The 26,305-nt window shown below is 71.0% G+C and carries 18 protein-coding genes and 1 pseudogene; 14 read left to right on the forward strand and 5 right to left on the reverse strand.

Annotation, left to right across the window (positions count from 1 at the left end; all coding sequences use genetic code 11):
- Both E1295_RS28770 and E1295_RS28775 read left to right on the forward strand, forming a co-directional pair.
- Window positions 1-1,031: hypothetical protein (locus E1295_RS28770; RefSeq protein WP_220448935.1), on the forward strand; the 1,031-nt coding region annotated here is incomplete at its 5' end.
- Window positions 1,031-1,618 (forward strand): hypothetical protein, encoded by a 588-nt coding sequence (locus E1295_RS28775; RefSeq protein WP_132634601.1) that lies wholly within the window; start codon window positions 1,031-1,033, stop codon window positions 1,616-1,618. The genes E1295_RS28770 and E1295_RS28775, both read left to right, overlap by 1 nt.
- 364 nt (window positions 1,619-1,982) lie before the next feature.
- On the opposite strand, the gene E1295_RS28780 is transcribed toward E1295_RS28775, so the two are convergent.
- A complete protein-coding gene (locus E1295_RS28780) occupies window positions 1,983-3,530 on the reverse strand; it encodes a bis-aminopropyl spermidine synthase family protein (protein WP_246080458.1) in 1,548 nt (515 codons plus the stop codon).
- A gap of 322 nt (window positions 3,531-3,852) precedes the next feature.
- Here E1295_RS28780 and gltB point away from each other — a divergent pair, with 322 nt between their 5' ends.
- Together gltB and E1295_RS28790 are read left to right on the forward strand one after the other, a co-directional pair.
- Window positions 3,853-8,358, forward strand: coding sequence for a glutamate synthase large subunit (gene gltB, locus E1295_RS28785; protein WP_132634603.1), 4,506 nt, complete (start codon window positions 3,853-3,855; stop codon window positions 8,356-8,358).
- A gap of 15 nt (window positions 8,359-8,373) precedes the next feature.
- Window positions 8,374-9,852 (forward strand): glutamate synthase subunit beta, encoded by a 1,479-nt coding sequence (locus tag E1295_RS28790; protein ID WP_132634605.1) that lies wholly within the window; start codon window positions 8,374-8,376, stop codon window positions 9,850-9,852.
- 40 nt (window positions 9,853-9,892) lie between these two features.
- On the opposite strand, the gene E1295_RS28795 is transcribed toward E1295_RS28790, so the two are convergent.
- Window positions 9,893-10,780 (reverse strand): helix-turn-helix transcriptional regulator, encoded by an 888-nt coding sequence (locus E1295_RS28795; protein WP_132634607.1) that lies wholly within the window; start codon window positions 10,778-10,780, stop codon window positions 9,893-9,895.
- Window positions 10,781-10,872: 92 nt separating this feature from the next.
- On the opposite strand from E1295_RS28795, the gene E1295_RS28800 reads away from it, so the two are divergent.
- From E1295_RS28800 to pyk, 3 genes are all read left to right on the forward strand, one after another.
- Window positions 10,873-11,937: an aldo/keto reductase gene (locus tag E1295_RS28800; RefSeq protein ID WP_132634609.1), complete on the forward strand. Its 1,065-nt coding sequence runs from the start codon at window positions 10,873-10,875 to the stop codon at window positions 11,935-11,937.
- Between the two features lie 148 nt (window positions 11,938-12,085).
- Window positions 12,086-13,720 carry a S8 family peptidase gene (locus E1295_RS28805; RefSeq protein WP_246080460.1) on the forward strand — a complete coding sequence of 545 codons (1,635 nt, stop codon included), beginning with the start codon at window positions 12,086-12,088 and terminating at the stop codon, window positions 13,718-13,720.
- 170 nt (window positions 13,721-13,890) lie between these two features.
- On the forward strand, window positions 13,891-15,321 hold the full coding sequence (gene pyk, locus E1295_RS28810) for a pyruvate kinase (RefSeq protein ID WP_132508412.1): 1,431 nt from the start codon (window positions 13,891-13,893) through the stop codon (window positions 15,319-15,321).
- 573 nt (window positions 15,322-15,894) lie between these two features.
- On the opposite strand, the pseudogene E1295_RS28815 reads toward pyk, so the two are convergent.
- The 3 genes and pseudogenes from E1295_RS28815 to E1295_RS28825 all read right to left on the reverse strand — a co-directional run.
- Window positions 15,895-16,209: pseudogene (locus E1295_RS28815) on the reverse strand (NUDIX hydrolase); the annotation flags it as partial.
- 497 nt (window positions 16,210-16,706) lie between these two features.
- Window positions 16,707-17,669, reverse strand: a complete 963-nt coding sequence (gene dapD / locus E1295_RS28820) for a 2,3,4,5-tetrahydropyridine-2,6-dicarboxylate N-succinyltransferase (RefSeq protein ID WP_132634611.1) — start codon at window positions 17,667-17,669, stop codon at window positions 16,707-16,709.
- Between the two features lie 22 nt (window positions 17,670-17,691).
- The gene (locus E1295_RS28825; protein WP_132634613.1) at window positions 17,692-18,114 is read right to left on the reverse strand and encodes a pyridoxamine 5'-phosphate oxidase family protein; all 423 of its coding nucleotides are present in this window, start codon (window positions 18,112-18,114) and stop codon (window positions 17,692-17,694) included.
- Between the two features lie 190 nt (window positions 18,115-18,304).
- Between E1295_RS28825 and E1295_RS28830 the strand changes: the two genes are divergently transcribed.
- The 7 genes from E1295_RS28830 to E1295_RS28860 are packed head-to-tail and all read left to right on the forward strand — an operon-like array spanning window position 18,305 to window position 26,304.
- The gene (locus E1295_RS28830) at window positions 18,305-19,642 is read left to right on the forward strand and encodes a lysine N(6)-hydroxylase/L-ornithine N(5)-oxygenase family protein (RefSeq protein ID WP_132634615.1); all 1,338 of its coding nucleotides are present in this window, start codon (window positions 18,305-18,307) and stop codon (window positions 19,640-19,642) included.
- Window positions 19,639-20,694, forward strand: coding sequence for a FecCD family ABC transporter permease (locus E1295_RS28835; RefSeq protein WP_246080463.1), 1,056 nt, complete (start codon window positions 19,639-19,641; stop codon window positions 20,692-20,694). The genes E1295_RS28830 and E1295_RS28835 overlap by 4 nt, the downstream gene beginning before the upstream one ends.
- On the forward strand, window positions 20,691-21,743 hold the full coding sequence (locus E1295_RS28840) for a FecCD family ABC transporter permease (protein WP_132634617.1): 1,053 nt from the start codon (window positions 20,691-20,693) through the stop codon (window positions 21,741-21,743). Before E1295_RS28835 ends, E1295_RS28840 begins: the two co-directional genes overlap by 4 nt.
- Complete coding sequence (locus E1295_RS28845; protein ID WP_132634619.1) at window positions 21,740-22,558, forward strand: ABC transporter ATP-binding protein; 819 nt, start codon at window positions 21,740-21,742, stop codon at window positions 22,556-22,558. Before E1295_RS28840 ends, E1295_RS28845 begins: the two co-directional genes overlap by 4 nt.
- Window positions 22,533-22,760, forward strand: a complete 228-nt coding sequence (locus E1295_RS28850) for an MbtH family protein (protein ID WP_132634621.1) — start codon at window positions 22,533-22,535, stop codon at window positions 22,758-22,760. Before E1295_RS28845 ends, E1295_RS28850 begins: the two co-directional genes overlap by 26 nt.
- A gap of 8 nt (window positions 22,761-22,768) precedes the next feature.
- Window positions 22,769-24,451 (forward strand): ABC transporter ATP-binding protein, encoded by a 1,683-nt coding sequence (locus E1295_RS28855; protein ID WP_132634623.1) that lies wholly within the window; start codon window positions 22,769-22,771, stop codon window positions 24,449-24,451.
- Window positions 24,448-26,304: an ABC transporter ATP-binding protein gene (locus tag E1295_RS28860; protein ID WP_132634625.1), complete on the forward strand. Its 1,857-nt coding sequence runs from the start codon at window positions 24,448-24,450 to the stop codon at window positions 26,302-26,304. Before E1295_RS28855 ends, E1295_RS28860 begins: the two co-directional genes overlap by 4 nt.
- Window position 26,305 lies beyond the last annotated feature (1 nt).

Raw genomic sequence — 26,305 nt, forward strand, 5'->3', positions numbered from 1 at the left:
ACGTTGGTGGGGCGGAAGGCTGGAGCGACGGCGGGCGGGGCGATGCGGCCTGGCCCGACGACGGGGATGGTGCCGGGCAGCACGAAGCCGGGACATCGGGCGGCGGCAGGCGGGCCGGCCGTGCCGAGCGGTCCGGAGGCAGGGTCAAGCTCCGGGGAAGCGCCGGGTGGCCGTTGCAGGAGGACGGCGGTTCGGGTGAGACCGCGCCCGGTGGCCGGGGGGCGGGCACGCCCTCGCGCAAGCGGCGGCGTACACCTCCGTCCGACTGGCAGTTCCCCGTGCTCACCGCCTGGGGCCTGCGCCCGGATCAGCAGCGGTTGCTCGTGATCATCGCCGTGGTCGTGGGTGTGCTGGCGGGTGGCACTGGGCTGGTGTTCGTCGTGGGGTCCCTAGGCGAGTACACGCCGCAACAGAGAACCAGCGCCGCCGTGATCGCGCCCGGCTCGACGTTGCCGCGGATCTTCCACGGATGGAGCTCGCCGAAACTGTTCGCCCCGCTGACCGACAGGACGAAGGACAAACGTGCGCTGACGAAGAAGGAAGTGTTCGGCGAGAAGCAACTCACCGTCACCAAGAAACTCAAGCTCAAGCTGGTCGCCAAGCAACTCGACTCCGACTGTTCGGCGGCCCTGTGGGGTCAGAGCGTCGTGGATCAGGTCGCCGACGCCGGATGCAGCCAGGCCGCCCGCGGCCTGTACGCCAGCTCCGACGGGCGTTACGTCGGCCAGTACACACTGCTCAACCTGAAGGACGGCGAGTCGGCCGCCGCCCTGGTGGAATCGTTGAAGACGGACTATCGGGGCGGGTGGACGATCCCCCTGCCCTCCTCCAAGGCGTCCTTCCCCGAAGGAGGCTATTCCGAGGCGGGCGGCTACGCGCTGGGCCACTACGTCGGTCTTGTCTGGCTCGGCAGGACCGACGGCGCCGAGCCGACCGCCAAAGACGACTTCGTCTCCCTGACCCTGGCGTTGCGCGGCGCGGAGAAGCCCGTCTACCGCAGGGTCGTCTCGCTCACGGGGCCGCCGGCCTGATGTCACGTCGTCTCGTCATCTCCGTCGCGATCGCCGGCGTGGTGGTCATCGCCGCGGCCGGCTGGTGGTGGTTGCGCCGCGACGCCCCCCGTCCGTCCGCCCTCCACGCCGAGCCCACCTCCGCCTTCTACGCTGCCATCGACGACCGCAAGAACGACGCCGCCCCGCTCACCCCCCAGGAGGTCTTCACCTCCTCGGTCAAGACCGTGGGCGACATGCGGTTGGAGAGCACCCAGCAGTTCGACGACTGCGACGACGTCCTGTGGGGCGCCTCCGCCTCCGGCTGCACGCAGGCACTCCAGGCCGTCTACAAGGGAAAGTCGACCGCGGGCCAGTTCGTCATCTTCAACATGGGCGACGGGCGCGCCGCCGACGCGCTGGTCTCGGCCCTCGGCAAGGACGGGTTCGTCCGCCAGGGCATCCCCTTCCAGGCCGCCGGCAGTCGTGCGCAGGCCCGAGCCATGGGCCACTACGTAACGGTGAGCTGGGTCGGCGGTTCCGCGCCCGCGCAGGAACTGCTGGCGGCGCTGGTGGCCCTCGACGGTCTGGGCCGCGTCGTCCAGGACCGCGTCGTCGCCGCCACCTGACCCAACCGGCTTGGGCCCGTCTCCGGTTCTTGACTTGGGGTCTGGATTGGGTTGGGGGTCGGGTTCTTGGCTCCGGGTCTGGATTGGGTTGGGGGTCCGGTTCTGGGCTCCGGGTCCGGATCCGGCTTGGAGTTCGGCTCCGGGCTAAGGGTTGGACTTGGTGCAGGGCCCGGTGCAGAGCCCGTTCTCGGTGGCTGACTGGTCGGCTGCACAAGGTGTGTCTCCGGCGTGCTTGCGACGGCGGTCAGCCGGTGCGGCTGAGGGTGTGCGAGGTGCAAGGAGGAGGACGCGCCGGTGGAGGTCCGGTCGGGCTCGGGGGAGGCGAGGGAATTGTGCCGGTTCGAAGGTTGATGTTCGGTTGCGCTCAGGGGGCGGTGGTGGTCAGGGAGGTGACGGTTGTGGTGACCGCGTCCGGCAGGGCGGACAGGCGGTGCAGCGGCGCCTCCAACGGGGTCAGGTCGTCCGACCAGGGGGCCGCCTCGCGGATGAGGGCCCGGGCGTCGTTCTTGGTGAGGGTGGTGCCCTGGTCGCGGGCCGCCGCGATGAGGGCTTCGCGCCACGTGTTGGCCAGCTTGGCGTGGCCGTTGTCGAGGATTCTGCGTAGTACGCGGGCCGCCGGGTCGCCGGACTGCGGGAGGCGTACGGCGTCGAGCCGCCCCTCGTCGGCGCTGGCCGTGTAGACGGTGGACAGCACGTCGGGCAGGGGTGGCAGATCGGCTCCCAGGACGCGTACGTGGGAGGCGCGCGTCGCCAGGAGCAGGCGGGGGAGCGCGGCCTCCATACCCGGTGGCAGGGCGACGGCCACGCGGTCGGAGGCGGCGGCGTACGGTTTGGCGAGCCAGGTCGGCAGCTTGACCCGGGCCTGGGTGAGGTCCTTGGGCCACTCGCCCACCAGCAGGTCGGGCTCGAAGCCTGAAATGCCCCTCTCTGGGGCTGAAATGCCCTTCTGGGCGTTTTCTATGGCTTGTGGGCCCTGGGTGTAGATGGCGGTGGTCTGGCGGCTCAGGCGGGACGTCACGGCCGGGCGGGTCTTGGTGGTGGGCCGCAGAACGTACAGGTCGGCGGCCGAACCGATGGCTTCCGCGCCGTAATAGCGGTTGAAGTCGGGATAGATGGCTTCGTAGGCGAGGTTGAGGTCCGCCAAGGCCTGCTGGACCTTGAACGCCAGCATGGGCATATGCTCGCCCGCGCCGTACGCCAGCACCACCCGCCCGTCGTCCTTCAGCCCCTCGACGGCGCGCGCCACGAACAGGCCGACCCCCTCCGGTGTGTACGGCGGGTCGGTGAGCGCCAGGTCGTGAGCCCTGGCCGAGGCCGGCAGGCCGAGCCGCAGGTCGGCCCAGCGGGTGCGGACGCCGAGCCGCTGCTCGTCGATGTAGGCCAGGATGCGCTCGTCGATGTCGGCCACCGTGACGTCGGTCTCCGGGTGGACGAGCTTGACGGCCAGCGAGGTCAGGTCGTGGTCGCCCACGCACAGCAGGCGCGCTCCCGGCAGCCAGAACCGGGCGCCGAGCAGCAGCGCCCGCCGCAGCACGGTCTCGGGCGTGGCGGCGACGTGGTCGAGGACGTGACGGGCGCGCGGGGCGCCGGCGACGAGGGTGCTCAGGCGGTCGAGCACGCCGGAGTAGTGGGGGAGCAGATGGGCGACGGGGTCTTCCGGCGGCGGCGCCACGGCGAAGAGGTCCTGGAAGGCGTGGGTCCGGGCGAGCGGCACGCGGAAGGCGTCGCCGGAGCGCTCCAGCGGCAGCTCGCGCAGCAGCGCCTCGATGGTGCGCCTCGATGTGGCGGTCTCGCGGACCAGGCCGGCCAGCTTCCACCACCGGCCCTCGCACAGGAGCGCCAGCGCGTGCCTCAGCCGCCTGCTGTCAGCCCCTGCCTCGCGGAGCAGCCGCTCCACCCCGTCACGGTCCATGGTCCAGACCCTATCGAGGGTGAGGGATTCCGTACGCACGCCGGCGAAGCACGCGCGGCGAGCCGCCCTCCCGGGCGTGGCCGGCAAAGAAATCGCCATTCCTGCCGCATACAGGTGGCCGGAAGCGGGAATGACACCGGCCTCGCCCAGAGTTTGGGATAGAGAGTTCGGATGCTGGACCAGCCCAAATGTTCGCATTGCGGACGTGGTGGGCACCAATCCGGCAGCGTGTTGTAACCTCTACCCACGATATGCAGCAGGGCCAACGTCGTCCCCGCCTGTAGAGCAGTTCGAGACAGACGATGACGACGGGAGGGATTCAATGCCTGCTGCCCACCTCGGGTTCCCCGAGCCTCAGGGCCTCTACCACCCCGCCGGTGAGCACGATGCCTGCGGTGTCGCCATGGTCGCCGACGTCGCTGGACGCCGTGGTCACGGCATCGTGGCCAAGGCGCTGACGGCGTTGTGCAACCTTGATCACCGGGGGGCCAAGGGTAGCGAGCCGGACACCGGCGACGGAGCCGGGATCCTGACGCAGATCCCCGATGAGTTCTACCGCGCGACAGTGCCGTTCGCGCTGCCCGCCGCCGGCGCCTACGCGACCGGCATCGCCTTCCTTCCGATCGACGAGGAGGCCAGGCGCATCGCCGTCGGCCTGATCGAGGAGATCGCGGACGAGGAGGGTCTCACCGTGCTCGGCTGGCGGGAACTGCCCGTCGATCGCGCACTACCCGGGCCGAGCGCCCGGGCCGTCATGCCGCACTTCGCCCAGCTGTTCGTGTCGGGACCCGGCGGGCTTGAGGGGCTGGAGCTGGACCGGCTCGCGTTCTGCCTGCGCAAGCGGGCCGAGCACGAGGCCGACGTCTACTTCCCCTCGCTGTCGGCCAGGACGATCGTCTACAAGGGCATGCTCACGCCCGAGCAGGTCGAGCCGTTCTTCCCCGACCTGAGCGACGACCGTTACGCGACGGCGATCGCGCTGGTGCACTCGCGGTTCTCCACCAACACGTTCCCGAGCTGGCCGCTGGCCCACCCCTACCGCTACGTCGCGCACAACGGCGAGATCAACACGGTCAAGGGCAACCGCAACTGGATGCGGGCGCGCGAGGCGATGCTGAAGTCCGCCCACATTCCTGGCGATATTTCGCGACTTTTCCCCATCTGTGACCCGGATGGCAGCGACACCGCCAGCTTCGACGAGGCCCTGGAGCTGCTGCACATCGGCGGCAGGAGCCTGCCCCACGCCGTGCTCATGATGATCCCCGAGGCGTGGGAGAACCACACCGAGATGGACGCCGCGCGGCGCGCCTTCTACGAGTTCCACTCCGCGATGATGGAGGCCTGGGACGGCCCCGCCTCGATCACGTTCACCGACGGCACCCTGGCCGGCGCGGTGCTCGACCGCAACGGCCTGCGCCCCGGCCGCTTCTGGGTGACGGCCGACGGCCTGGTCGTACTGGCCTCCGAGGCCGGCGTGCTCGACTTCAAGCCCGGCGACGTCGTCAGGAAGGGCCGCCTGCAGCCGGGCCGCATGTTCCTCATCGACACCGCCCGCGGCAAGATCATCGAGGACGACGAGATCAAGGCCGAGCTCGCGGCCGAGCTGCCGTACGCCGACTGGCTCCACGCCGGGCTGGTCCGCTTCGAGGAGCTGCCCGCGCGACAGCGCGAGGTCCCGACGCACGAGGCACTGGTCCGGCGGCAGCAGACCTTCGGCTACACCGAGGAAGAGCTGCGCGTCATCCTGTCGCCGATGGCCAGGGCCGGTGCCGAGCCGATCGGCTCCATGGGCACCGACACGCCCGTCGCCGTGCTGAGCGAGAAGCCGCGCCTGCTGTACGACTACTTCACGCAGCTGTTCGCGCAGGTCACGAACCCGCCGCTGGACGCCATCCGTGAAGAGCTGGTCACCTCGCTGGCCAGCACGCTCGGGCCCGAGGGCAACCTGCTCGATCCCGGCCCCAGCTCCTGCCGCCAGCTCGTGCTGCCGTACCCGGTGCTCGACAACGAAGAGCTGGCCAAGATCATCCACATCAACGACGAGGGTGACCTGCCCGGCTTCCACCCGTACGTCATCAGCGGCCTCTACGACGTGGCCGGCGGCGGCCAGGCGCTGCTGCGGCGCCTGGAGGAGATCAGGGCGGAGGCGTCCACGGCGATCGCCGGCGGCGCGCGGGTCATCGTCCTGTCCGACCGGGGCTCGTCCGAGACCCTGGCGCCCATCCCGGCGCTGCTGCTGACCGGCGCGGTGCACCACCACCTGATCCAGGAGAAGACCCGCACCAAGATCGGGCTCGTCGTCGAGACGGGCGAGGCCCGCGAGTGCCACCACATGGCGCTGCTCATCGGCTACGGCGCCGGCGCGGTCAACCCCTACCTCGCCGTCGAGACCGTCGAGGACCTCGTCGACTCGGGCGCGCTCCAGCTCGACAAGCGCAAGGCCGTACGCAACCTCATCAAGGCCTACGGCAAGGGCGTCATCAAGGTCATGTCCAAGATGGGCGTGTCCACGGTGGCCTCCTACACCGGCGCCCAGATCTTCGAGGCGCTCGGCCTGAGCCAGGAGGTCATCGACTCCTGCTTCACCGGCACCACCTCCCGCCTGGGCGGCGTCGGCTTCGACGTCCTGGCCGAGGAGATCGGGCTGCGGCACCGCCACGCCTACCCGCGGGTGCCGAACGCCCACCGCAAGCTGCAGGTCGGCGGCGAATACCAGTGGCGGCGCGAGGGCGAGCCGCACCTGTTCAACCCCGAGACCGTCTTCAAGCTGCAGCACGCCACCAGGACCCGCCGCTACGAGATCTTCAAGGAGTACACGAACCTCGTCGACTCCCAGGCGGAGCGGCTGATGACCCTGCGCGGCCTGTTCAAGCTGCGCAAGGGCGACCCGATCCCGCTCGACGAGGTCGAGCCCGTCTCGGAGATCGTCAAGCGCTTCTCCACGGGCGCGATGTCGTACGGCTCGATCTCGATGGAGGCGCACGAGACGCTCGCCATCGCGATGAACCGGCTCGGCGGCAAGTCCAACACCGGCGAGGGCGGCGAGGACCCCGAGCGCCTGTACGACCCCGCGCGCCGCAGCGCCATCAAGCAGGTGGCCTCCGGGCGGTTCGGCGTCACCAGCGAATACCTGGTCAACGCGGCCGACCTGCAGATCAAGATGGCGCAGGGCGCCAAGCCCGGCGAGGGCGGCCAGCTACCCGGTCACAAGGTCTATCCGTGGATCGCCAAGACCCGGCACTCCACGCCGGGCGTCGGCCTCATCTCGCCGCCGCCGCACCACGACATCTACTCGATCGAGGACCTCGCCCAGCTCATCCACGACCTGAAGAACTCCAACCCGGAGTCCAGGGTGCACGTGAAGCTGGTCGCCGAGGTCGGCGTCGGCACGGTCGCCGCGGGCGTGTCGAAGGCGCACGCCGACGTGGTGCTCATCTCGGGGCACGACGGCGGCACCGGCGCCTCGCCGCTGACCTCGCTCAAGCACGCGGGCGCGCCGTGGGAGCTGGGCCTGGCCGAGACCCAGCAGACGCTGCTGCTCAACGACCTGCGCGACCGCATCGTCGTCCAGGTCGACGGCCAGCTCAAGACCGGGCGCGACGTCGTCATCGCCGCGCTGCTCGGCGCCGAGGAGTACGGCTTCGCCACCGCGCCCCTCGTCGTCTCCGGCTGCGTGATGATGCGGGTCTGCCACCTCGACACGTGCCCCGTGGGCGTCGCCACGCAGAACCCGGAGCTGCGCAAGCGCTTCAGCGGCAAGCCCGAGTTCGTGGTCAACTTCTTCGAGTTCATCGCCGAGGAGATCCGCGAATATCTGGCCGAGCTGGGCTTCCGCTCGCTCGACGAGGCCATCGGGCACGTCGAGATGCTCGACATGACGGCGGCCGAGGACCACTGGAAGGCCGGTGGCCTCGACCTGTCGCCGATCCTGCACCGGCCGGAGCTGCCCGCGGGCACCGCGCTGCGCCGCATCGTCAGGCAGGACCACGGGCTCCAGCACGCCCTCGACAACACGCTGATCCAGCTGGCCGAGGGCGCGCTCGCCAACGGCACGCCGGTGACGCTGGAGCTGCCCATCCGCAACGTCAACCGCACGGTGGGCACCATGCTCGGCCACCAGGTGACCAAGCGGTACGGCGGCAAGGGCCTGCCCGACAACACCATCGACATCTCGTTCAACGGTTCGGCGGGCAACTCGTTCGGCGCGTTCGTGCCGCGCGGGATCACGCTGAGGCTGACCGGCGACGCGAACGACTATCTCGGCAAGGGCCTGTCCGGCGGGCGGATCACGGTCCGGCCGCACGAGGAGGCGCCGCTCGACGGCCACATCATCGCCGGCAACGTCGCCCTGTACGGCGCCACGTCCGGCGAGGTGTTCGTCCGCGGCGTCGTCGGCGAACGGTTCTGCGTGCGCAACTCCGGAGCGACGGCGGTCGTCGAGGGCATGGGCGACCACGGCTGCGAGTACATGACCGGCGGCAAGGCCGTGGTGCTCGGCCCGACCGGGCGCAACTTCGCGGCCGGCATGTCCGGAGGCATCGCGTACCTGCTGGATCTGCGGCCCGAACGGGTCAACCGCGAGATGGTCGCCATCGAGGCGCTCACCGAGCAGGACGCCGAGTTCCTCAAGGAGACCGTCGAGAAGCACTTCGCGGAGACCGGTTCGCCGGTCGCCAAGCAGCTGCTCGCCGACTGGGACGCCGCGCTCGGCAGGTTCGGCAAGGTCATGCCGACCGACTACAAGAGGGTGCTGGAGGCCGCCGAGGCCGCCCGCATCGAAGGCAGGGACATCGACGAGGCGGTCATGGCCGCCGCGGTTCAGGGTTAAGGGAGGCGTAACCGAATGGCTGACCCGAAGGGTTTCCTCACGCACGACCGGGAGCTGCCGGCGCGCCGCCCCGTCGACGTCCGCATCAGCGACTGGCGCGAGGTCTACCAGGACTTCCCGCAGGACAAGCTGACCAAGCAGGCGGCCCGGTGCATGGACTGCGGCATCCCGTTCTGCCACAACGGCTGCCCGCTCGGCAACCTCATCCCCGAGTGGAACGACCTCGTCCACCGCACCGACTGGCGGGAGGCGGTCGAACGGCTGCACGCGACGAACAACTTCCCGGAGTTCACCGGCAGGCTCTGCCCGGCTCCGTGTGAGGCGGCGTGCGTGCTCGGCATCAACGCCGACCCGGTGACCATCAAGCGGGTCGAGGTCGAGATCATCGACCGGGCGTTCGCCGAGGGCTGGGTGACCCCGCAGCCCCCGGCGGTCAGGACCGGCAAGAAGGTCGCGGTCGTCGGCTCGGGCCCCGCGGGCCTGGCCGCCGCCCAGCAGCTGACCAGGGCCGGGCACGACGTGGTGGTGTTCGAGCGGGCCGACAGGATCGGCGGCCTGCTGCGCTACGGCATCCCCGAGTTCAAGATGGAGAAGCGGCACATCAACCGCCGCCTCGACCAGATGCGGGCCGAGGGCACCGAGTTCCGCACCGGCGTCAACGTCGGGGTCGACGTCACCGCCGCCGGGCTGCGCGAGCAGTTCGACGCCGTGGTCCTGTCCGGCGGCGCCACCCAGTGGCGTGACCTGCCGGTGCCCGGGCGCGAGCTCAAGGGCGTCTACCAGGCCATGGAATATCTGCCGCTGTCCAACAAGGTCCAGGAGGGCGACTCCGAGCGCTCGCCCGTCTCGGCCGAGGGCAAGCACGTGGTGGTGATCGGCGGCGGCGACACCGGCGCCGACTGCATCGGTACGGCGATCAGGCAGGGTGCCAGGTCCGTCACCCAGCTCGAGATCATGCCGCAGCCACCGGCGACCAGGCCGGGCCACCAGCCGTGGCCGACGTACCCCATGCTGTTCAAGATGGAGAGCGCCCACGAGGAGCTCGCCGACGGCGGGGGAGCGCGGGTCTACGCCGTCTCCACCACCGAGTTCGCCGGCGACGCCGACGGCAACGTGCGGGCGCTGCGGCTGGTCGAGGTCGAAGGGCCGCAGAACGGGTTCAAGCCGATCCCCGGCACCGAGCGGGAGATCCCGGCCGAGCTGGTCACCCTGTCGATGGGCTTCCTCGGCCCGGAGAAGGGCGCCCTGCTGCAGGACCTCGCCGCCGTCGCCGGTGACGGCTTCTACGACGCGCGGGGCAACGTCTCGCGCGACAAGACGTACATGTCCAAGGTGGACGGCGTCTTCGTGGCCGGCGACATGGGACGGGGGCAGTCGCTCATCGTCTGGGCCATCGCGGAGGGCCGGGCCGCGGCCTCGGGCGTGGACCGGTATCTGTCGGGGGAGACGGAACTGCCGTACCCGATCCTGCCGACCGCGCGGCCGCTGGTCTGACGTTCACGGCACGGGGCCGCTCACGAGGCGGCCCCGTGCCTCACCCGGGGGCGCTCACGGCGCTGCCGCGAGGTCGGGCCGCCGGGGAGGCGCGGACCACGGCGTCCAGCACGCGCTGGGACTCGGGGTCGGCGGCGCGGTAGATGACCAGCCGCTGGCCGGGCGCCTGCAACGGGGCCAGCACCTCGTAGGCGACGGTCAGCGGGCCCTCCGCGTCGTGCACGAGCCGCTTGTGACCCCTGGCGTTCACCTTGACGTCGCGCAGCGCCCACAGGCGGGCGACCTCCTCGCTGCTGGAGGTGAGCTCGTCGATCAGGCTCGACAGGGCCGTGTCGTCCGGATGGGCCGCCCAGGCCGCTCGCAGATCGGCGATGCCCTCCCGGATGATGTGCTCCCTGTCGCGGTAGAACCCGCGCAGGCCCGGGTGCCGCACGCACAACCACATGCTGTTGCGCTGCTCGGGCGGCAGGGTGCCGAAGTCCAGCATCAGGGCCGCCATCTCCGCGTTCCAGGAGATGATGTCGAAGCGGTGGTTGACCAGCATGGCGGGCAGCGGCGACAGGTCCGCCACGAGCCGGGCCAGCGGGCCCGCCTCGTCGTCGGCGGTGGGCGTCCTGCGGGCGGTGCGCTGCCGGGCGGGCCGCTGTCCGGCGAGGTCGTACAGGTAGGCCCGCTCGTCCTCGCTCAGCCGCAGGGCGCCGGCCAGCGCCTCCAGGACCTCGGGCGAGGGACGCAGCCCGCGCCCTTGCTCCAGCCGGGTCACGTAGTCGACGCTGACTCCGGCGAGCTCGGCGACCTCTTCCCTACGCAGGCCGGGCGTGCGGCGCGGCGCGCGCCGGGCGGGCAGCGCCACGTCGCCGGGGTGCAGGCGCTCCCGGCGGGTGCGCAGGAAGACCGCCAGCTCCCGCGTCGGGTTCACGGTGTTCATCCCCTTCATCCTATGATGCGCGTGCCTAGGACAGCCGGTCCCAGGAAGAGCCTTCCCTTATGCCCGGGCCCCAGGTGGAGCAGCCTGGACGCATGACGAATCTTGACACCTACCGCCTGCTGGGTCGTTCCGGTCTGAGGGTCTCGCCGCTGGCCCTGGGGACCATGACGTTCGGGACCGAGTGGGGCTGGGGCTCCGACAAGGACGAGTCGCGCCGGATCTTCGACGCCTACGTGGAGCGGGGCGGCAACTTCATCGACACCGCCAACCAGTACACCGACGGCACCGCCGAGACGCTGGTGGGCGAGTTCGCGGCCGGGCGGCGCGAGCAACTGGTGCTGTGCACGAAGTACACCCTGGCCAGGCGCCCCGGCGACCCCAACTCGGGCGGCAACCACCGCAAGAGCATGGTGCAGTCGGTCGAGGCGAGCCTGCGCCGCCTGAACACCGACTACATCGACCTGCTGTACCTGCACGCCTGGGACTTCACCACGCCGGTGGAGGAGATCCTGCGCGCCATGGACGACCTCGTCAGCACGGGCAAGGTCCTCTACGTCGGCATCTCCGACACGCCCGCCTGGCAGGTCTCGCGCATGCAGGCCATCGCCGGCCTGCGTGGCTGGGCGCCGCTGATCGCTTTGCAGATCGAGTACAGCCTGGTCGAACGGACCGTGGAGCGCGACCTCATCCCCATGGCGCGCGAGATGGGGCTCGGAGTCGTCCCGTGGTCGCCGCTGGCCAGCGGAGTGCTGACGGGCAAGTACACGCGGGCAGATCTCGACGCGGGGGAGGGCAGCGCGGATCCGGCCGGCTCGCGCAAGAACGTCGCGGCGGCCAACGGCTCGCTGACCGAGCGGGCGCTGGACATCGCCGAGGTGGCCAAGCAGGTGGCCACGGAGATCGGCGCGACGCCGTCGCAGGTGGCTCTGGCCTGGACGACGCTCGACACCGCCGTGACGGCTCCGATCGTGGGAGCGCGTACGACGGCGCAGCTTGAGAACAACCTGGGCGCCCTGGACCTGCGCTTCACGCAGGAGCAACTGGCCAGGCTGGACGAGGCGAGCCGGGTGGATCTGGGGTTCCCGCACGCGTTCCTGTCACGTCCCATGACGCGCCAGGTGATGTTCGGCGGCGTCGAGATCGACCACGCCCGCTGACCGGCCCCACTTCCGGCGCAGGTGGGGAGGGTTGTGCACATTGACCTAGCTTCGCCACCCATCGACTGAAATTTCACTACTAAGGCGCATCGCTGATTGACTGTCGGGAACATGCTGATTTAGCGGCCAGTCGGCGGATGGGGGAAGCATGCGGCGAGTCGCCTCTGGAATGATGGCGCTCGCCGCCACGGTCCCCCTCGCGGCCTGCGCACCACCGGCCCCCCAGAGATCCGCCGCACCCCAGAACGACTACCTCGTCTTCTACGCGGAAGGACGGCACGCCGACGCCCTGCACGCCGTCGAACGGGCGGGCGGCACCACGGTCGGCGAGGATGCCAGGCTCGGCTACCTGCTGGCCAGGAGCGCGGACGGCGGCTTCACCGAAGACGTGGGCGCCGACCAGGCCGTCGTCGGCGTGTCGGCCGACCGGCGCATCGGCTACGCCACGGCCCGCCGGAGCGCCCGCCAGAAGGCTCGCGCGGCCTTCCCCGATGCGTCGTCGTTCACCAAGAGCGCGGCCGAGCCGCTCGCCGCCCGCCAGTGGGACATGCGGATGATCGGTGCGGACCGCGCGAACGCCAGGGTTCCCGGCAGCAGGAAGGTGCTGGTCGGCGTCATCGACACCGGCGTCGACGGCAAACATCCCGACATCGCCCCCAACTTCAACCGCGAGCTGAGCCGCAACTTCGTCACCGACCGGCCCAAGGACTCGCGCGGCGAGACGCTCGACGGCCCCTGCGAGGCCGAAGGCTGCAAGGACCCCGCCGACGCGGACGACGACGGCCACGGCACCCACGTCGCCAGCACGATCGCCTCCCCGATCAACGGCATCGGCATCGCCGGAGTCGCGCCCGGCGTGCAGATCGTGAACATCAGGGCCGGCCAGGACTCCGGCTTCTTCTTCCTCAAGCCCAGCCTCGACGCGCTCGCCTACGCCGCCGACATCGGCGTGGACGTCGTGAACATGAGCTACTACGTCGACCCCTGGCTGTTCAACTGCAAGGACAACCCGGCCGACACCAGGAAGCAGCAACTGGAACAGCGGGCCGTCATCACCGGGATGCAGCGGGCCCTCGACTACGCCCGCAAGAAGGGCGTCACGCTCATCTCCGCACTCGGCAACGGCGGCACCGACCTCGGCCGTCCCAAGGTGGACGAGCAGAGCCCCGGCTACCCGAAGGGGGACGAGAGGAAACGCAAGATCGACAACTCCTGCGTCAACGTGCCCGCTGAGTCCGATGGCGTCATCTCCGTCTCCGCGGTCGGCCCCACGGGACGCAAGGCGATCTACAGCGACTACGGCGTCGAGCAGACCGACCTGGCCGCGCCGGGAGGCGACATCCTCGACGGCGAGGGCGCCAGGGCCGTCCGGGGAATCCTGGCCGCCGCGCCCGAGCACGTGCTGCGCAAGTCCGGGCGCATCGACGCCGCGGGCAACCCCAAGGGCACGGACGTGGTCAAGGACTGCAAGAGCGGCCGCTGCTCGTACTACCAGTATCTGGAGGGCACCTCCATGGCCTCGCCGCACGCCACCGGCGTGGCGGCGATCCTGATCAGCCGCTTCGGCAAGCCCGGCGAGGGCGACCTCCGGCTGGACCCTGACACCACCGAGCAACTGCTCTACAAGACCGCCGCGCAGAAGGCGTGCCCGACGCCCCGCCGCTACGTCTACAAGATCTACAACAAGACCGAGACGCACGAGTGCGAAGGCGACAAGGCCGACAACGGCTTCTACGGCCACGGCATCGTGGACGCCTGGAAGGCCGCCACCGTCGAGCCATGACGCGGCGCGAGGCACCCTGAGGCCGGGCCATGACCCGGCGCGAGGCACCCTGAGGCGTACCCGAACTTGGCCCGTCCTGGGGGTGCCGTTCTCGTTCTGTTCGCCTTCGGAGGGTACGTTCTCCGTCGTCAGTGACTGTTAAGTGGTCTGTACCAATTAGGGTAGGACTCGTGACTCGTCGCGCGAAAATCGTCTGCACTCTCGGCCCCGCCACATCGTCCAAGGAACGCCTGCACGAGCTGATCGCCGCCGGCATGGACGTGGCACGGTTCAACCTCAGTCATGGCAACCATGACCTGCACAGAGAGGTCTACGACCGGGTCAGGGAGGTGGCGGCCGACCTCGGCCGCGGTGTAGGCGTGCTCGCCGACCTGCAGGGCCCCAAGATCCGTGTCGGCACGTTCGAAGAAGGCCCCGTCAGGTTGGGCTTCGGCGACGTCTTCACCATCACCACCGAAGACGTGCCGGGCGACCGCGAGCAGGTCTCCACCACCTACAAGGGGCTGCCCAACGACGTGCGCCCCGGCGACACCATCCTCGTCGACGACGGCCGCCTCGTGCTCGAGGCCACCCGCGTCGACGGCGACCGCATCGCCACCCGTGTCGTCATCGGCGGCATGATCTCCGACAACAAGGGCCTCAACCTGCCCGGCGTCAACGTCAGCGCCCCCGCGCTGACCGACAAGGACGAAGCCGACCTGCGCTGGGCGCTTCGCACCGGATGCGACATGATCGCCCTGTCGTTCGTGCGCCGCCCGTCCGACGCCGACGTGGTGCGCAACATCATGGAGCAGGAGGCCGTGCGCCTCCCGCTGCTCGCCAAGATCGAGAAGCCGCAGGCCGTCGACCGCCTCCCCGACATCGTCGAGGCCTTCGACGGCATCATGGTGGCCCGCGGCGACCTCGGCGTCGAACTGCCGCTCGAGCAGGTGCCGATCGTGCAGCGGCGCATCATCGAACTGTGCCGCGAGAAGGCCCGCCCGGTCATCGTCGCCACCCAGATGCTCGACTCCATGATGAGCTCCCCGCGCCCCACCCGCGCCGAGGCCTCCGACGTGGCCTACGCGGTCATGGACGGCGCCGACGCCGTCATGCTGTCCGGCGAGACCTCCGTCGGCAACTACCCGATCGAAGCCGTCTCCACGATGGACCGCATCGCCTGCGCCGCGGAGAAACACTCCCTGCACGCCACCCACACGCTGGAACGCATGCCGGAGACGACCGGCGGCGCCATCGCCAGGGCCGCGGCCGAGGTCGGCGCCATCGTCGGGGCCAAGGCGCTGGTGGCGTTCACGATGTCCGGCGAGACGGCGCGGCGGCTGGCCCGCTACCGCTCACCGATCCCGCTGCTGGCGTTCACGTCGGCACCCCACGTGCGGGGGCAGCTCTCGCTGACGTGGGGGGTGGAGACGTTCCACGTGCCGTTCGTGCACCACACGGACGACATGGTGCGGCAGGTCGAAGCCTCGCTGCTGTCGTCGGGGCGGCTGGAAAAGGGCGACAAGGTGGTCATCGTGGCCGGCTCGCCCCCCGGCACCCCCGGCTCCACCAACGCCCTGCGCGTCCACACCATCGGCTCCGCCGTGTCCCACGCGCACTGACGGGAGTCTTTTTCTTTTTTCTATGGTTCCGTCCCGCTCCAGCCACCTGCCCGCAGGTGGCTGGAGACTTTGCGGACCTCAGCCCGCCGTAAGTGGCTGGCTTCTTCAGGGATGCGGTTGTTGACCTGGACCGCCGTAACAGACCTTCTTGTTTACGGCTTCGCCCGGTTGAGCCATTCGCCGCACGTGGCTGCGGGTTTTCCAGGGTCGCGGTCGTTGACTTCAGTCGATCGCCGTAACCGATTTTTTTGTTTACGGCTTCGCCCGGTTCAACCACCCACCGTAAGTGGCTGAGGGCCCTCCAGGAAACGGCCGCTGACCCTTCACCGGCCAGCCGCCGTAACGAGCCGCCCTGTGGGCCCGCCCCGTGGTTCGACGGTTGGCCGTTCGCGGGATCTTCGAGACGGGCCCGGTCCGCTTTCGTCGGAAGTTGGGCCTTGTGTCTTGCGCGGTGGGCACGATTGGCCTTCGCGTAGTGACGACGGTCTGCGCTTGGATCGTCATGCCTTCACATGGCCGGGTGATGGAACAAGCACCGTATCCGGGCGGCGTCAGCGCGCGGATAGTTCCGGCTCACATCTCGTGATGGTCACGTACAAGAGCTCCCGCCTGGGCGAGCAGGGGAAGCACATGGTTGCGGACGGCCGGGGCCAGGCGAGGTCCGTAACCATCACGGCCATCGGTCCATCCCAGGGCGGCAAGCTCGGCGGCGGGCTGCGGGCGGCCGACCAGGCTGGTCGTGAACACCGTCATACGCATGGGCACGCCTTCGAGCGCGGCCATGTCCTCAACCTCGCAGAGCAGGCCCATGCCGCGCGGTGCGACGCCGAGTTCCTCGTTCAATTCCCGCACCAGGGTGTCCTGCGGGCTCTCCCCGTCCTCGGGCTTCCCCCGGGCAGGTAGAACGTCTCCGGCGCGGCCTTCTTGCTGACGACGAGCAGACGCCCCTGATCAACGACAGCCGCCGCCACTACGCGCATCACCTCGTTACCAAGCATCTCCGTCAGTATCCCAGCCTTGACGGACTGCAAGCATCAGGTCGGGGACCGTGGTGGCGCTCGGCCCCCGCCCTTACGGACGAGCAATCGGGCAATTGCGCGTCGTTTTCCGACCTGGTTACCGAACCACGGAGTGGGCGCACTGCGCGGTTCGTTACGGCGGCACGCCGGTGAAGGGTCAGCGGCCGTTTCCTGGAGGGTCCTCAGCCACTTACGGTGGGTGGTTCAACCAGGCGGAGCCGTAAAGGATGATGGTTTGTTACGGCGATCGGCGGTGTTCGACGGAAAAAACCCCAGCCACTCACGGCGGGTGGCTGGGGCGGGCGGAGTCGGAAAGGTACGGTGATATTTGCACCGGGCGAAGCCGTAAAGGTGCGGTGGTGGGGATCAGTTCGCGTGCAGGGCGGCGTTGAGTTCGACGGTGGCGCCGTCGCGGGGCACTGCCTCTACTGCGCCGGACTGCGAGTTGCGGCGTAGCAGAATGCCGTTCGAGCCCGAGAGTTCGGCGGCCTTGACCACCCGGCCGCCGGGCAGTGCGACCTTCGTGCCCGCCGTCACGTAGAGGCCGGCCTCCACCACGCAGTCGTCGCCCAGTGAGATGCCGATGCCGGCGTTCGCGCCGAGCAGGCAGCGCTCGCCGATCGAGATGACCTGCTTGCCGCCGCCCGACAGCGTCCCCATGATGGACGCGCCGCCGCCCACGTCGGAGCCGTCGCCGACCACGACGCCGGCCGAGATGCGGCCCTCGACCATGGAGGCGCCGAGCGTGCCGGCGTTGTAGTTGACGAAGCCCTCGTGCATGACGGTGGTGCCGCTGGCCAGGTGCGCGCCGAGGCGGACCCGGTCGGCGTCGGCGATGCGCACGCCGGACGGCAGCACGTAGTCGACCATCCGCGGGAACTTGTCGACGCCGTAGACCGTCACCGCGCCCCTGGCTCGCAGCCGCAGGCGGGTCTGCTCGAAGTCCGGCACCGCGCAGGGGCCGGCGCTGGTCCACACGACGTTGGCGAGCAGGCCGAAGATGCCGTCGAGGTTGACGGCGCGCGGCCTGACCAGGCGCGCGGAGAGCAGGTGCAGCCGGAGGTAGACGTCGTGCGCGTCGACGGGGGCCTCGGAGAGCTTGGCGATGCCGGTGCGCACCGCCACCACCTCCACGCCCCGCGCTGCGTCCGGCCCGGCCGAGTCCGCCAGTTCGCCGGCTTCGCCGGCGGGGAGCCGCTCGGTGCCCGAGACGGGCGCGTCGCCCAGTTCGGGTGCGGGGAACCAGGTGTCGAGCACGGTGCCGTCGGAGGCGATGGTCGCGAGGCCGACGCCGAACGCGCCGGTCGAGGTGGGGTCGATAGCAGTCACGTGGCCAAAATACCGGTTCCGCTCAGCCGAGGGCGCCCAGGTCGGCGGAGAGCCAGCGTTCCGGCCGCATCCTGAACGTGACGAGCGCGTGCAGGTCGGAGCCCTGCACGTAGCCGGACACGGCGTCGGGCGGCAGGTAGCGTGCCGAGATGCGGGTCAGATCCTCCAGTGTCGTCGGGTCGGAGCGCACGAGCGGACCCTCCACCGACACGTACCGGTAGGTGGGGCTGTCCCGCTGCACCAGCATCGTGAACCTGCCCGCCTTCGCGATCAGCCGGGCCTTGACCGAGTCGCCGTCGGTCAGGAACCGGATCTCGCCGCCGGGCCGGTAGTCGTACCAGACGGGCACGGTCAACGGCCCCCGCCCTTCGCCGGCCTCCACGGCGAGGCTCGCGATGTGCGGCTCCGCCAGGAACGCCTCCCGCGCCGCCACGTCCAACGGCATGCGCTCACCCCCGTCTTCATCGATCTTGAATCGGCTATTCCCGGTGGGAGCGGTCTCGAAAAGCCACTTGCCGTCCGTTTCGCACGCCGGCCGTGACGCGCGCGAGGCCTCGCTTCGGGGCGGAGATCCTTCCTTGCAAGGTTAGGCTAACCTAATCTAGCATCGTGCCGCAGAGGGAGGCGATGCCTCGGTGGAGACACTGCTGAGCAGACGTGACGGCACCTACGACATCCTGGGAATCGGCTTCGGCCCATCGAATCTCGCACTGGCGATCGCCCTGCGCGAGCACAACGCCCGGGTCCCCGCACCCGAGCGGCTCCACATGCGGTTCCTGGAGAAGCAGCCCGGCTTCGGCTGGCACAAGGGGATGCTTCTCGACGACGCCACCATGCAGGTGTCGTTCCTGAAAGACCTGGTCACCCTGCGCGATCCCGCGAGCGACTTCAGCTTCCTGTGCTTCTTGAAGGACTCGGGCAGGCTGGTGGACTTTCTCAACCACAAGACGCTCTTCCCGCTGCGGATCGAGTTCCACGCCTATTTCGCGTGGGCGGCCGAGCGGGTGCGCGACCTGGTGGCCTACTCCGAGGAGGTCGTGTCCGTCGAGCCGGTGACCGCGCAGGACGGCGAGGTGCCCGCGTTCGACGTGGTCAGCAGGGATCCGGAGCGTCCGGGGCGCACCACCGTGCGGCGGGCCCGCGATCTCTGCGTCGCCACCGGGCTGGAGCCGCACCTGCCACCCGGGACGGTCGTGTCCGATCGGGTCTGGCACAACAGCGAGTTGCTGCCCCGGGTGGCCGCGCTCAAGGAGGCCGGTGTCCCCGTGCGGCGGGCCCTGGTGCTCGGCGCCGGACAGAGCGCGGCCGAGACGGCCGACTACCTGCACCGCACCTTTCCCGACGCGGAAGTCTGCGCCGTCATCGCCAAATACGGCTACACCCCCGCCGATGACAGCCCTTTCGCCAACCAGATCTTCGACCCCGAGGCCGTGGACACCTTCTTCGGCGCTCCGCCGGCGATCAAGCAGTCCCTGCTCGACTACCACCGCGGCACCAACTACTCGGTGGTCGATCTGGACCTCATCGAGTCCCTCTACCGGACCATGTACCGGGAGAAGGTCCAGGGCGGCGAGCGGCTGCGCGTCCTGCGCGCCTCCCGCATCCGGGAGGTGGGCGAGCACGGCGACCGACTCGACGTCACGGTGGAATATCTGCCCACCGGCGAGCACGAGGTGCTCGAAGCGGACCTGCTCGTCCACGCCACGGGATACCGGCCCCAGGACATCGGCACCGTCCTCGGCCAGGCCGCCAAGTTATGTCTGCGCGACGACGAGGACCGCCTCATGATCGGCCGCGACTACCGCGTCGAGACGCCCGCGCACGTGACGGCGGGCATCTACCTGCAGGGCGCGGGTGAGCACACCCACGGCCTCACCTCGACGTTGTTGTCCGCCACCGCCGTACGGGCGGGTGAGATCCGCGACGCGCTGCTGGCCGGCCACACGCGGCGGGCCAGGGCGGCGACGGGGTGATCCTCTCCGATCGCCGGCCGGCCCCGCCGGCGGACCGGCCGGCGGGCGTCGCCGGGGGCAACGCCGGACGCGGCGGCTGGCTGCTCGTGCTCGTGGCGGCGCTGGCCGCCGCGTGCCTGCTGAGCATCGCCGTCGGCACGAAGAACATCGCCCCCGGCACGGTGTGGGACGCCTTCGCCCACGCCGCCGACAGCGACGACCACACGATCGTGCGGGAGCTGCGGGTGCCGAGGACCGTGCTCGGGCTGCTGGTGGGGGCCGCGCTCGGCGTCTCGGGAGCGCTCATCCAGGCGGTGACGCGCAACCCGCTGGGCGACACCCAGATCCTCGGGATGAACGCGGGGGCGGCGCTGTTCGTGGTGTTCGCGATCGGGGTGCTCGGCCTCACGTCCATCTGGTCGTACGTGTGGTTCGCGTTCGCCGGGGTGGCCTTCGCCACGGTCCTCGTCTACACGCTCGGCTCGATCGGGCGCGGTGAGGCGTCGCCGCTCCGGCTGACGCTCGCCGGGGTGGCCCTCGGCGCCGTCATGGAGGGGGTGTCGGCCGGTATCCGGCTGCTGAAGCCGCGCGCCTTCGACTACCTGCGCTTCTGGGACGTCGGCACGCTCGGCGGGCGCCCGTCCGCCATCGCCGAGGCGGTGGCGCCGTTCATCCTGGCGGGCCTGGTCCTGGCGTTCGCCGCCGCCCGCTCGCTCAACGCCGTCGCGCTGGGCGACGACCTCGCCCGCTCGCTGGGCGCCGGCGTCACCAGGACCCGCGTGCTGTCGGTGGTGTCGGTGGCGCTGCTGACCGGGGCGGCGACGGCGGCGGTCGGCCCGATCGGGTTCGTCGGCCTGATGGTGCCGCACGCCGTGCGCCGGATCGTCGGGCCCGACCAGCGGTGGATCCTCGCGTACACGGTGGTCTGCGCCCCGATCCTGCTGCTCTGCGCCGACGTCGCGGGACGCGTGCTGATCCGCCCCGGCGAATTGCAGGCCGGGATCGTCACCGCGTTCCTCGGGGCGCCCGTGCTGATCTGGCTGATCCGCCGGCGGGCGGTGACGGGCTCGTGAGCGGGGTGGACTTCGGCCACCGGGTCGTCATCCTGCGCCGGCCCCGCGCGTCCGTCAGGTTCGGCGTGCGCACGGTGCTCGTCTGCGCCGCGCTCGGCCTCGCCGCCGCGACGTTCGCCGTGCTCGGGCTGGGCACCGGCGAGTTCGAGGTGCCGCCGGGCGAGGTCATCCAGGCCCTGGCAGGGCAGGGGGCGGGCGCGACCCGCCTGGTGGTCGTGGAGTGGCGGCTGCCGCGCGTGCTGATGGCCCTGCTCATCGGCGCGGCGCTCGGGCTGAGCGGCGCCGTCTTCCAGTCGTTGCTGCGCAACCCGCTCGGCAGCCCCGACGTGATCGGGTTCAACACCGGCGCCTACACCGGGGTGCTCGTCACGATGGTGCTGGCCGGCCGCGGCTACTACGAGACCGCCGCGGGCGCGCTGGCCGGCGGGCTCGCGGCCGCCCTGGTGGTCTACCTGCTGGCGTACCGGCGGGGTGTGCAGGGGTTCCGGCTCATCATCGTGGGGATCGCGATCAGTGCCGTCCTCGCCTCACTGAACCAGTGGTTCGTCATCAAGGCCGACCTGCGCCTGGCGGCCGCCGCGGCCATCTGGGGACAGGGCAGCCTGAACACGGTGAAGTGGGAGCACGTCCCGCCCGTGGCCGCCGCGCTCGTCCTGCTCGCGGGATGCCTGCTGGCGCTCGGGCCGCGCCTGTCGCTGCTGGCGATGGGCGACGAGTCCGCCGCCGCGCTCGGCGTGCGCACGGAACGGGCCAGGCTGCTCTACCTCGTCGTCGGCGTGGCGCTGACCGCCGTGGCCACCGCAGCCGCCGGGCCGGTCTCGTTCGTCGCGCTCGCCGCCCCGCAACTGGCCCGCCTGCTCGCGCGTACGGCGGGCGTGTCCCTCGCGCCCTCGGCCGTCATGGGCGCGCTGCTGCTGACCGCGAGCGACTGGCTCGGCCAGCGCGCGTTCGCCCCCACCCAGCTCCCCGTGGGCGTGGTGACGGTGTTGCTCGGCGGCCTCTACTTCGCCTGGCTGCTGACCGGGCCGATGCGGAAGGCGAGCTCATGAGACTGAGCGCCAGGGACCTCACCCTCGGCTACGACCAGCGGCCGATCAGCGAGCACCTCAGCCTCGACATCCCCGACGGCGCGCTGACCGTGATCGTCGGCCCGAACGCCTGCGGTAAGTCCACCCTGCTCAGGGCGCTGTCGCGGCTGCTCAAGCCCGCGGCGGGACAGGTGGTGCTGGACGGCAGGGACATCCACTCCTACCCGGCCAAGGAGGTCGCCAGGCGGCTCGGCCTGCTGCCGCAGTCGTCGATCGCGCCGGAGGGCATCACCGTGGCCGACCTGGTCGCGCGGGGACGTCACCCGCACCAGAAGCTGATCAGGCAGTGGTCGGCCAGGGACGAGGCGGCCGTGGCGGGCGCGATGGCGGCCACCGGCGTCACCGACCTGTCCGGGCGTCCGGTCGACACGCTCTCCGGCGGCCAGCGCCAGCGGGTCTGGGTGGCGATGGTGCTCGCGCAGGAGACCTCGATCGTGCTGCTCGACGAGCCGACCACGTTCCTCGACATCGCCCACCAGATCGAGCTGCTCGAACTGTGCCTGCGCCTGAACCGGGAGCAGCGCAACACCATGGTGGCCGTCCTGCACGACCTCAACCAGGCCTGCCGGTACGCCGACCACATCATCGCGATGAAGGCGGGCGCCGTCGTGGCGCAGGGCGACCCCCGGCAGATCGTCACCGCCGAGCTGATCGAGGACGTGTTCGGCCTGCCCTGCCGCATCATCGACGACCCCGAGACCCACACCCCGCTGGTCATTCCCCGTTCCCGCCACGCAGTCAGGAGTCACGATGTCCAACAATCCCTTCGACGATGAGAACGGCACCTTCTACGTGCTGGTGAACGACGAGGAGCAGCACTCCCTGTGGCCGACGTTCAAGGAGGTGCCACGGGGCTGGCGGGTGGTCTTCGGCGAGGGCGGCCGGAGCGGACGCCAGGAGTGCGTGGACTACGTCGAGAAGCACTGGACGGACCTGCGGCCGAAGAGCCTGCGCGAGAGCATGGCCGCCGAACGGTGACGCGGCCCATGACCGGCCGTCGGGTCCTGTGGCGCGCGGTGACCCGCAACCGGTGGCAGCTCAGCACGGGGACCGGCCTCATCAGCCTGCACATGGTGTGCGAGTCGCTGGTGCCGATCCTCATCGGGGTGATCGTCGACCAGGCCATCGGCCCGGGGGACGCCGGCGCCCTGGTGCTCTGGGTGGCCGCCCTGGCCGGGTTGTTCACCGCGCTGAGCATGGCCTACCGCTTCGGCGCCCGCCGGCTCATGCTCGCCATCGCCGACGAGGCTCACCTGCTGCGCGTCGAGGTGGCCTCCAAGATCATGCATCCGCGCGGCGTCAGGACCGACCGCCGGGCCGGTGACCTGCTCACCGTGGCCACGACCGACACCGACAACACCTCCTACCTGCTCGACTACGTGCCGCGCGTCGCGGGCGCGCTGACGGCGACCGCGGTGAGCGCCGCCGCGCTGCTGGTGATCGACGTGCAGCTCGGGCTGGCCGTGCTGGTCGGGACCCCCCTCGTCCTGCTCGGGCTCCAGGCCGCGTCCCCGGTGATCACCAGGCGGGTCACCGAGCAGCAGGACCTCGCCGGTGAGGCCACCTCCCTGGCGGCCGACCTGGTCAGCGGGGTGCGCCCGCTGCGCGGCATCGGCGCGGAACGCGCGGCGGCCGGCCGCTACGACGAGGTCAGCAGGCGGTCCCTGCGGGCCGCGTTACGCGCCGCCCGCACCCAGGGCGCGTACCTGTCCGCCTCCACGGCCGGCGGCGCGCTGCTGGCCGGCGGCATCGCGGTCCTGGCCGGGTGGTACGCGCTCAACGGCCGCGTCACCGTCGGCGAGCTCATCACCGTCATCGGACTCGCGCAGTTCCTGATGGAGCCCATCGGCACGCTCGCCGTCGCGCCCGGCTGGGTCGCCGAGGCCAGGGCGTCCGCCGACCGCGTCGCCACGGTCCTCGACGCGCCCGCGCTGCTGCCCGAGGGCACGCAGACGCTCGGCACCGGCTCCCCGGACCTGGAACTGCGGGCGCTCAGGTACGGCCCGCTCGACGGGGTCGACCTGCACGTGCGCCCCGGCGAGTTCGTCGGCGTGGTGCCCCATCGATCCGCGGACGGCGAGGCGCTCGTCAAGATCCTGTCCGGCCGGGTACCGCCCGACGAGTACGAAGGCGGCGTCCTCGTCGGAGGCACGCACCTGGCGCACCTCGGCCCGGCCGACGCCCGCCGCGCGCTGCTGGTGGAACCCCACCTCACCGACCTGTTCACCGGGACCGTCGAGGAGAACGTGACCGCCGGCGGCCCGCTGGACGAGGCCACGCTGGCCGCCTCCGCCGCGGGCCAGGTCGTCTCCGCCCACCCCGACGGCCTCGCGCACGTCGTCGCCGAGCGGGGGGCCGGCCTGTCGGGCGGGCAGCGGCAACGGCTGGCGCTGGCCCGCGCGCTGACCGCGCGTCCCTCGATCCTCGTGTTGCACGACCCCACCACCGCCGTGGACGCCGTGACCGAGCACGAGATCGCCCGGGGGCTGCGCGCCCTGCGCCACCCCGGTTCCGGCCGGCTCACCACCGTCGTGGTGACGAGCAGCCCGGCCCTGCTCGCCATGACGGACCGGGTCGTGGTCCTCGACGGCGGCCGGATCGCCGCCGAGGGGACCCACGCCGGACTGGCCGTTTCCGACGACGACTACAACCGGGCGGTACTGCGATGACCGGATCGGACAGACTGCCCATCGCCGGCGCCCGCAGGACCTGGGCGTGGTTGCGGCTCGAACTCCGTGCACGGTGGCTCGGCAGCACGCTCGCCGTGCTGGTGGGCGTCGTGGGGGCCGCCGCGTCGGTGGTGCCGGCGTACGCGCTCGGTGTGCTCGTCGACCGCGTGAGGGAGAACGCGCCGGTCTCGGCGATCGTCGCCATCGCGGTCGTCATCGTGGCCGCGGCCGTCGTCGGCGGCGTGGCCACCGGCACGGCCACGTACCTCGTGGGCCGGGTGTGCGGGTACATGCTCGCGGACCTGCGCGAACGTACGGTCGCCAGGGCGCTCTCCCTGCCCGCCACCACGCTGGAGCGGATCGGCAAGGGGGACCTGCTGTCACGGGTGAGCAGCGACACCGCCGCCATCGGCAAGGCCGCCACCAGCGTCATCCCCACGATGATCTCCGCGTTCCTGCTGGGCGTGCTGAGCATCGCGGCGATGGCCGGGATGGACTGGCGGCTCGGGCTCGCCGGCGCGGTCGCCGTCCCGCTGTACGTGGCGGCGCTGCGGTGGTACCTGCCGCGGGCGGCGCCGAAGTACGCCGCGGAACGGCACGCCGTGGCCGGCAACTCGCGGCTGCTGGTGGAGAACATGCAGGGGATACGGACCGTGCACGCCTACCGGCTGGAGCAGCGCCGGCTGCGTGACATCGGTGACGCCTCGCACCAGGTGCACGACATCTCCGTGTCGGTCTTCACGCTGTTCACCCGGTTCGTCGGCCGGATCAACCGGGCCGAGTTCTTCGGCCTGGCCGCGATCCTCGTGGTGGGTTTCCTCCTCGTCCGGTCCGGAGCCGCCACCGTGGGCCAGAGCGCCGCGGCGGCCGTGCTGTTCCACCGCCTGTTCAACCCCATCGGCATGTTGCTGTTCACGTTCGACGAACTGCAGGCGGCGGCGGCGAGCCTGGCCAGGCTGGTCGGCGTGGTTGACCTCGCACCGGACGGCGCCAACCCGGACGGCGCCAACCCGGACGGCGCCAACCCGGACCGAGCGGACCCGGACCGAGCGGACCCGGACGGTGCGGACCCGGACGGTGCGGATCCGGACGGCGGCGATGGCAAGCCGGCCGGTGCCGCGCTGGAGGTGCGCGACGTGCGCTTCCATTACGACGGCGGGCCGGAGGTGCTGCACGGCGTCTCCCTGAACCTGCCCGCCGGCGCCAGCGTCGCGCTGGTCGGGTCGACGGGCGCGGGCAAGTCCACACTCGCCGCGATCGCCGCCGGCATCCTGCGTCCCGGGACCGGCACCGTGAGCGTCGGCGGCGTGGCGCTGCCGCCCGACCGGCTGCGCGCGCACGTCGCGATCATCACCCAGGAGGTTCACGTCTTCGCCGGCCCGCTCATCGAGGACCTGCGCCTGGCCAGGCCGGAAGCCCCGGCCGGCGAGATCGCCGCCGCGCTGTCCGCGGTCGGCGCGCTGGACTGGGCGACGGCCCTGCCCGGCGGTCTGGACACGGTCGTCGGCGAGGGCGGTCACGAGCTGACCACGGCCCAGGCCCAGCAACTCGCCCTCGCCCGCCTGATCCTCGTCGACCCGCCGATCGCCATCCTCGACGAGGCCACCGCGGAGGCGGGCAGCCTCGGCGCGCGCATGCTGGAGGAGTCCGCCGCCGCGGCCACCCGGGGACGGACCACCCTGATCGTCGCCCACCGGCTGACCCAGGCCGCCGCAGCCGACCGGGTCGTCGTCCTGGAGCACGGCCGGATCGTGGAGCAGGGCGGGCACCGGGAACTGGTCGCCGCGGGCGGCCGGTACGCGCAGCTCTGGCGTGCCTGGGAGGCGCGCACCCCCACATCGTCATCACGTTAGG

Source organism: Nonomuraea mesophila (genome assembly GCF_004352805.1).
Lineage (GTDB): Bacteria > Actinomycetota > Actinomycetes > Streptosporangiales > Streptosporangiaceae > Nonomuraea > Nonomuraea longispora.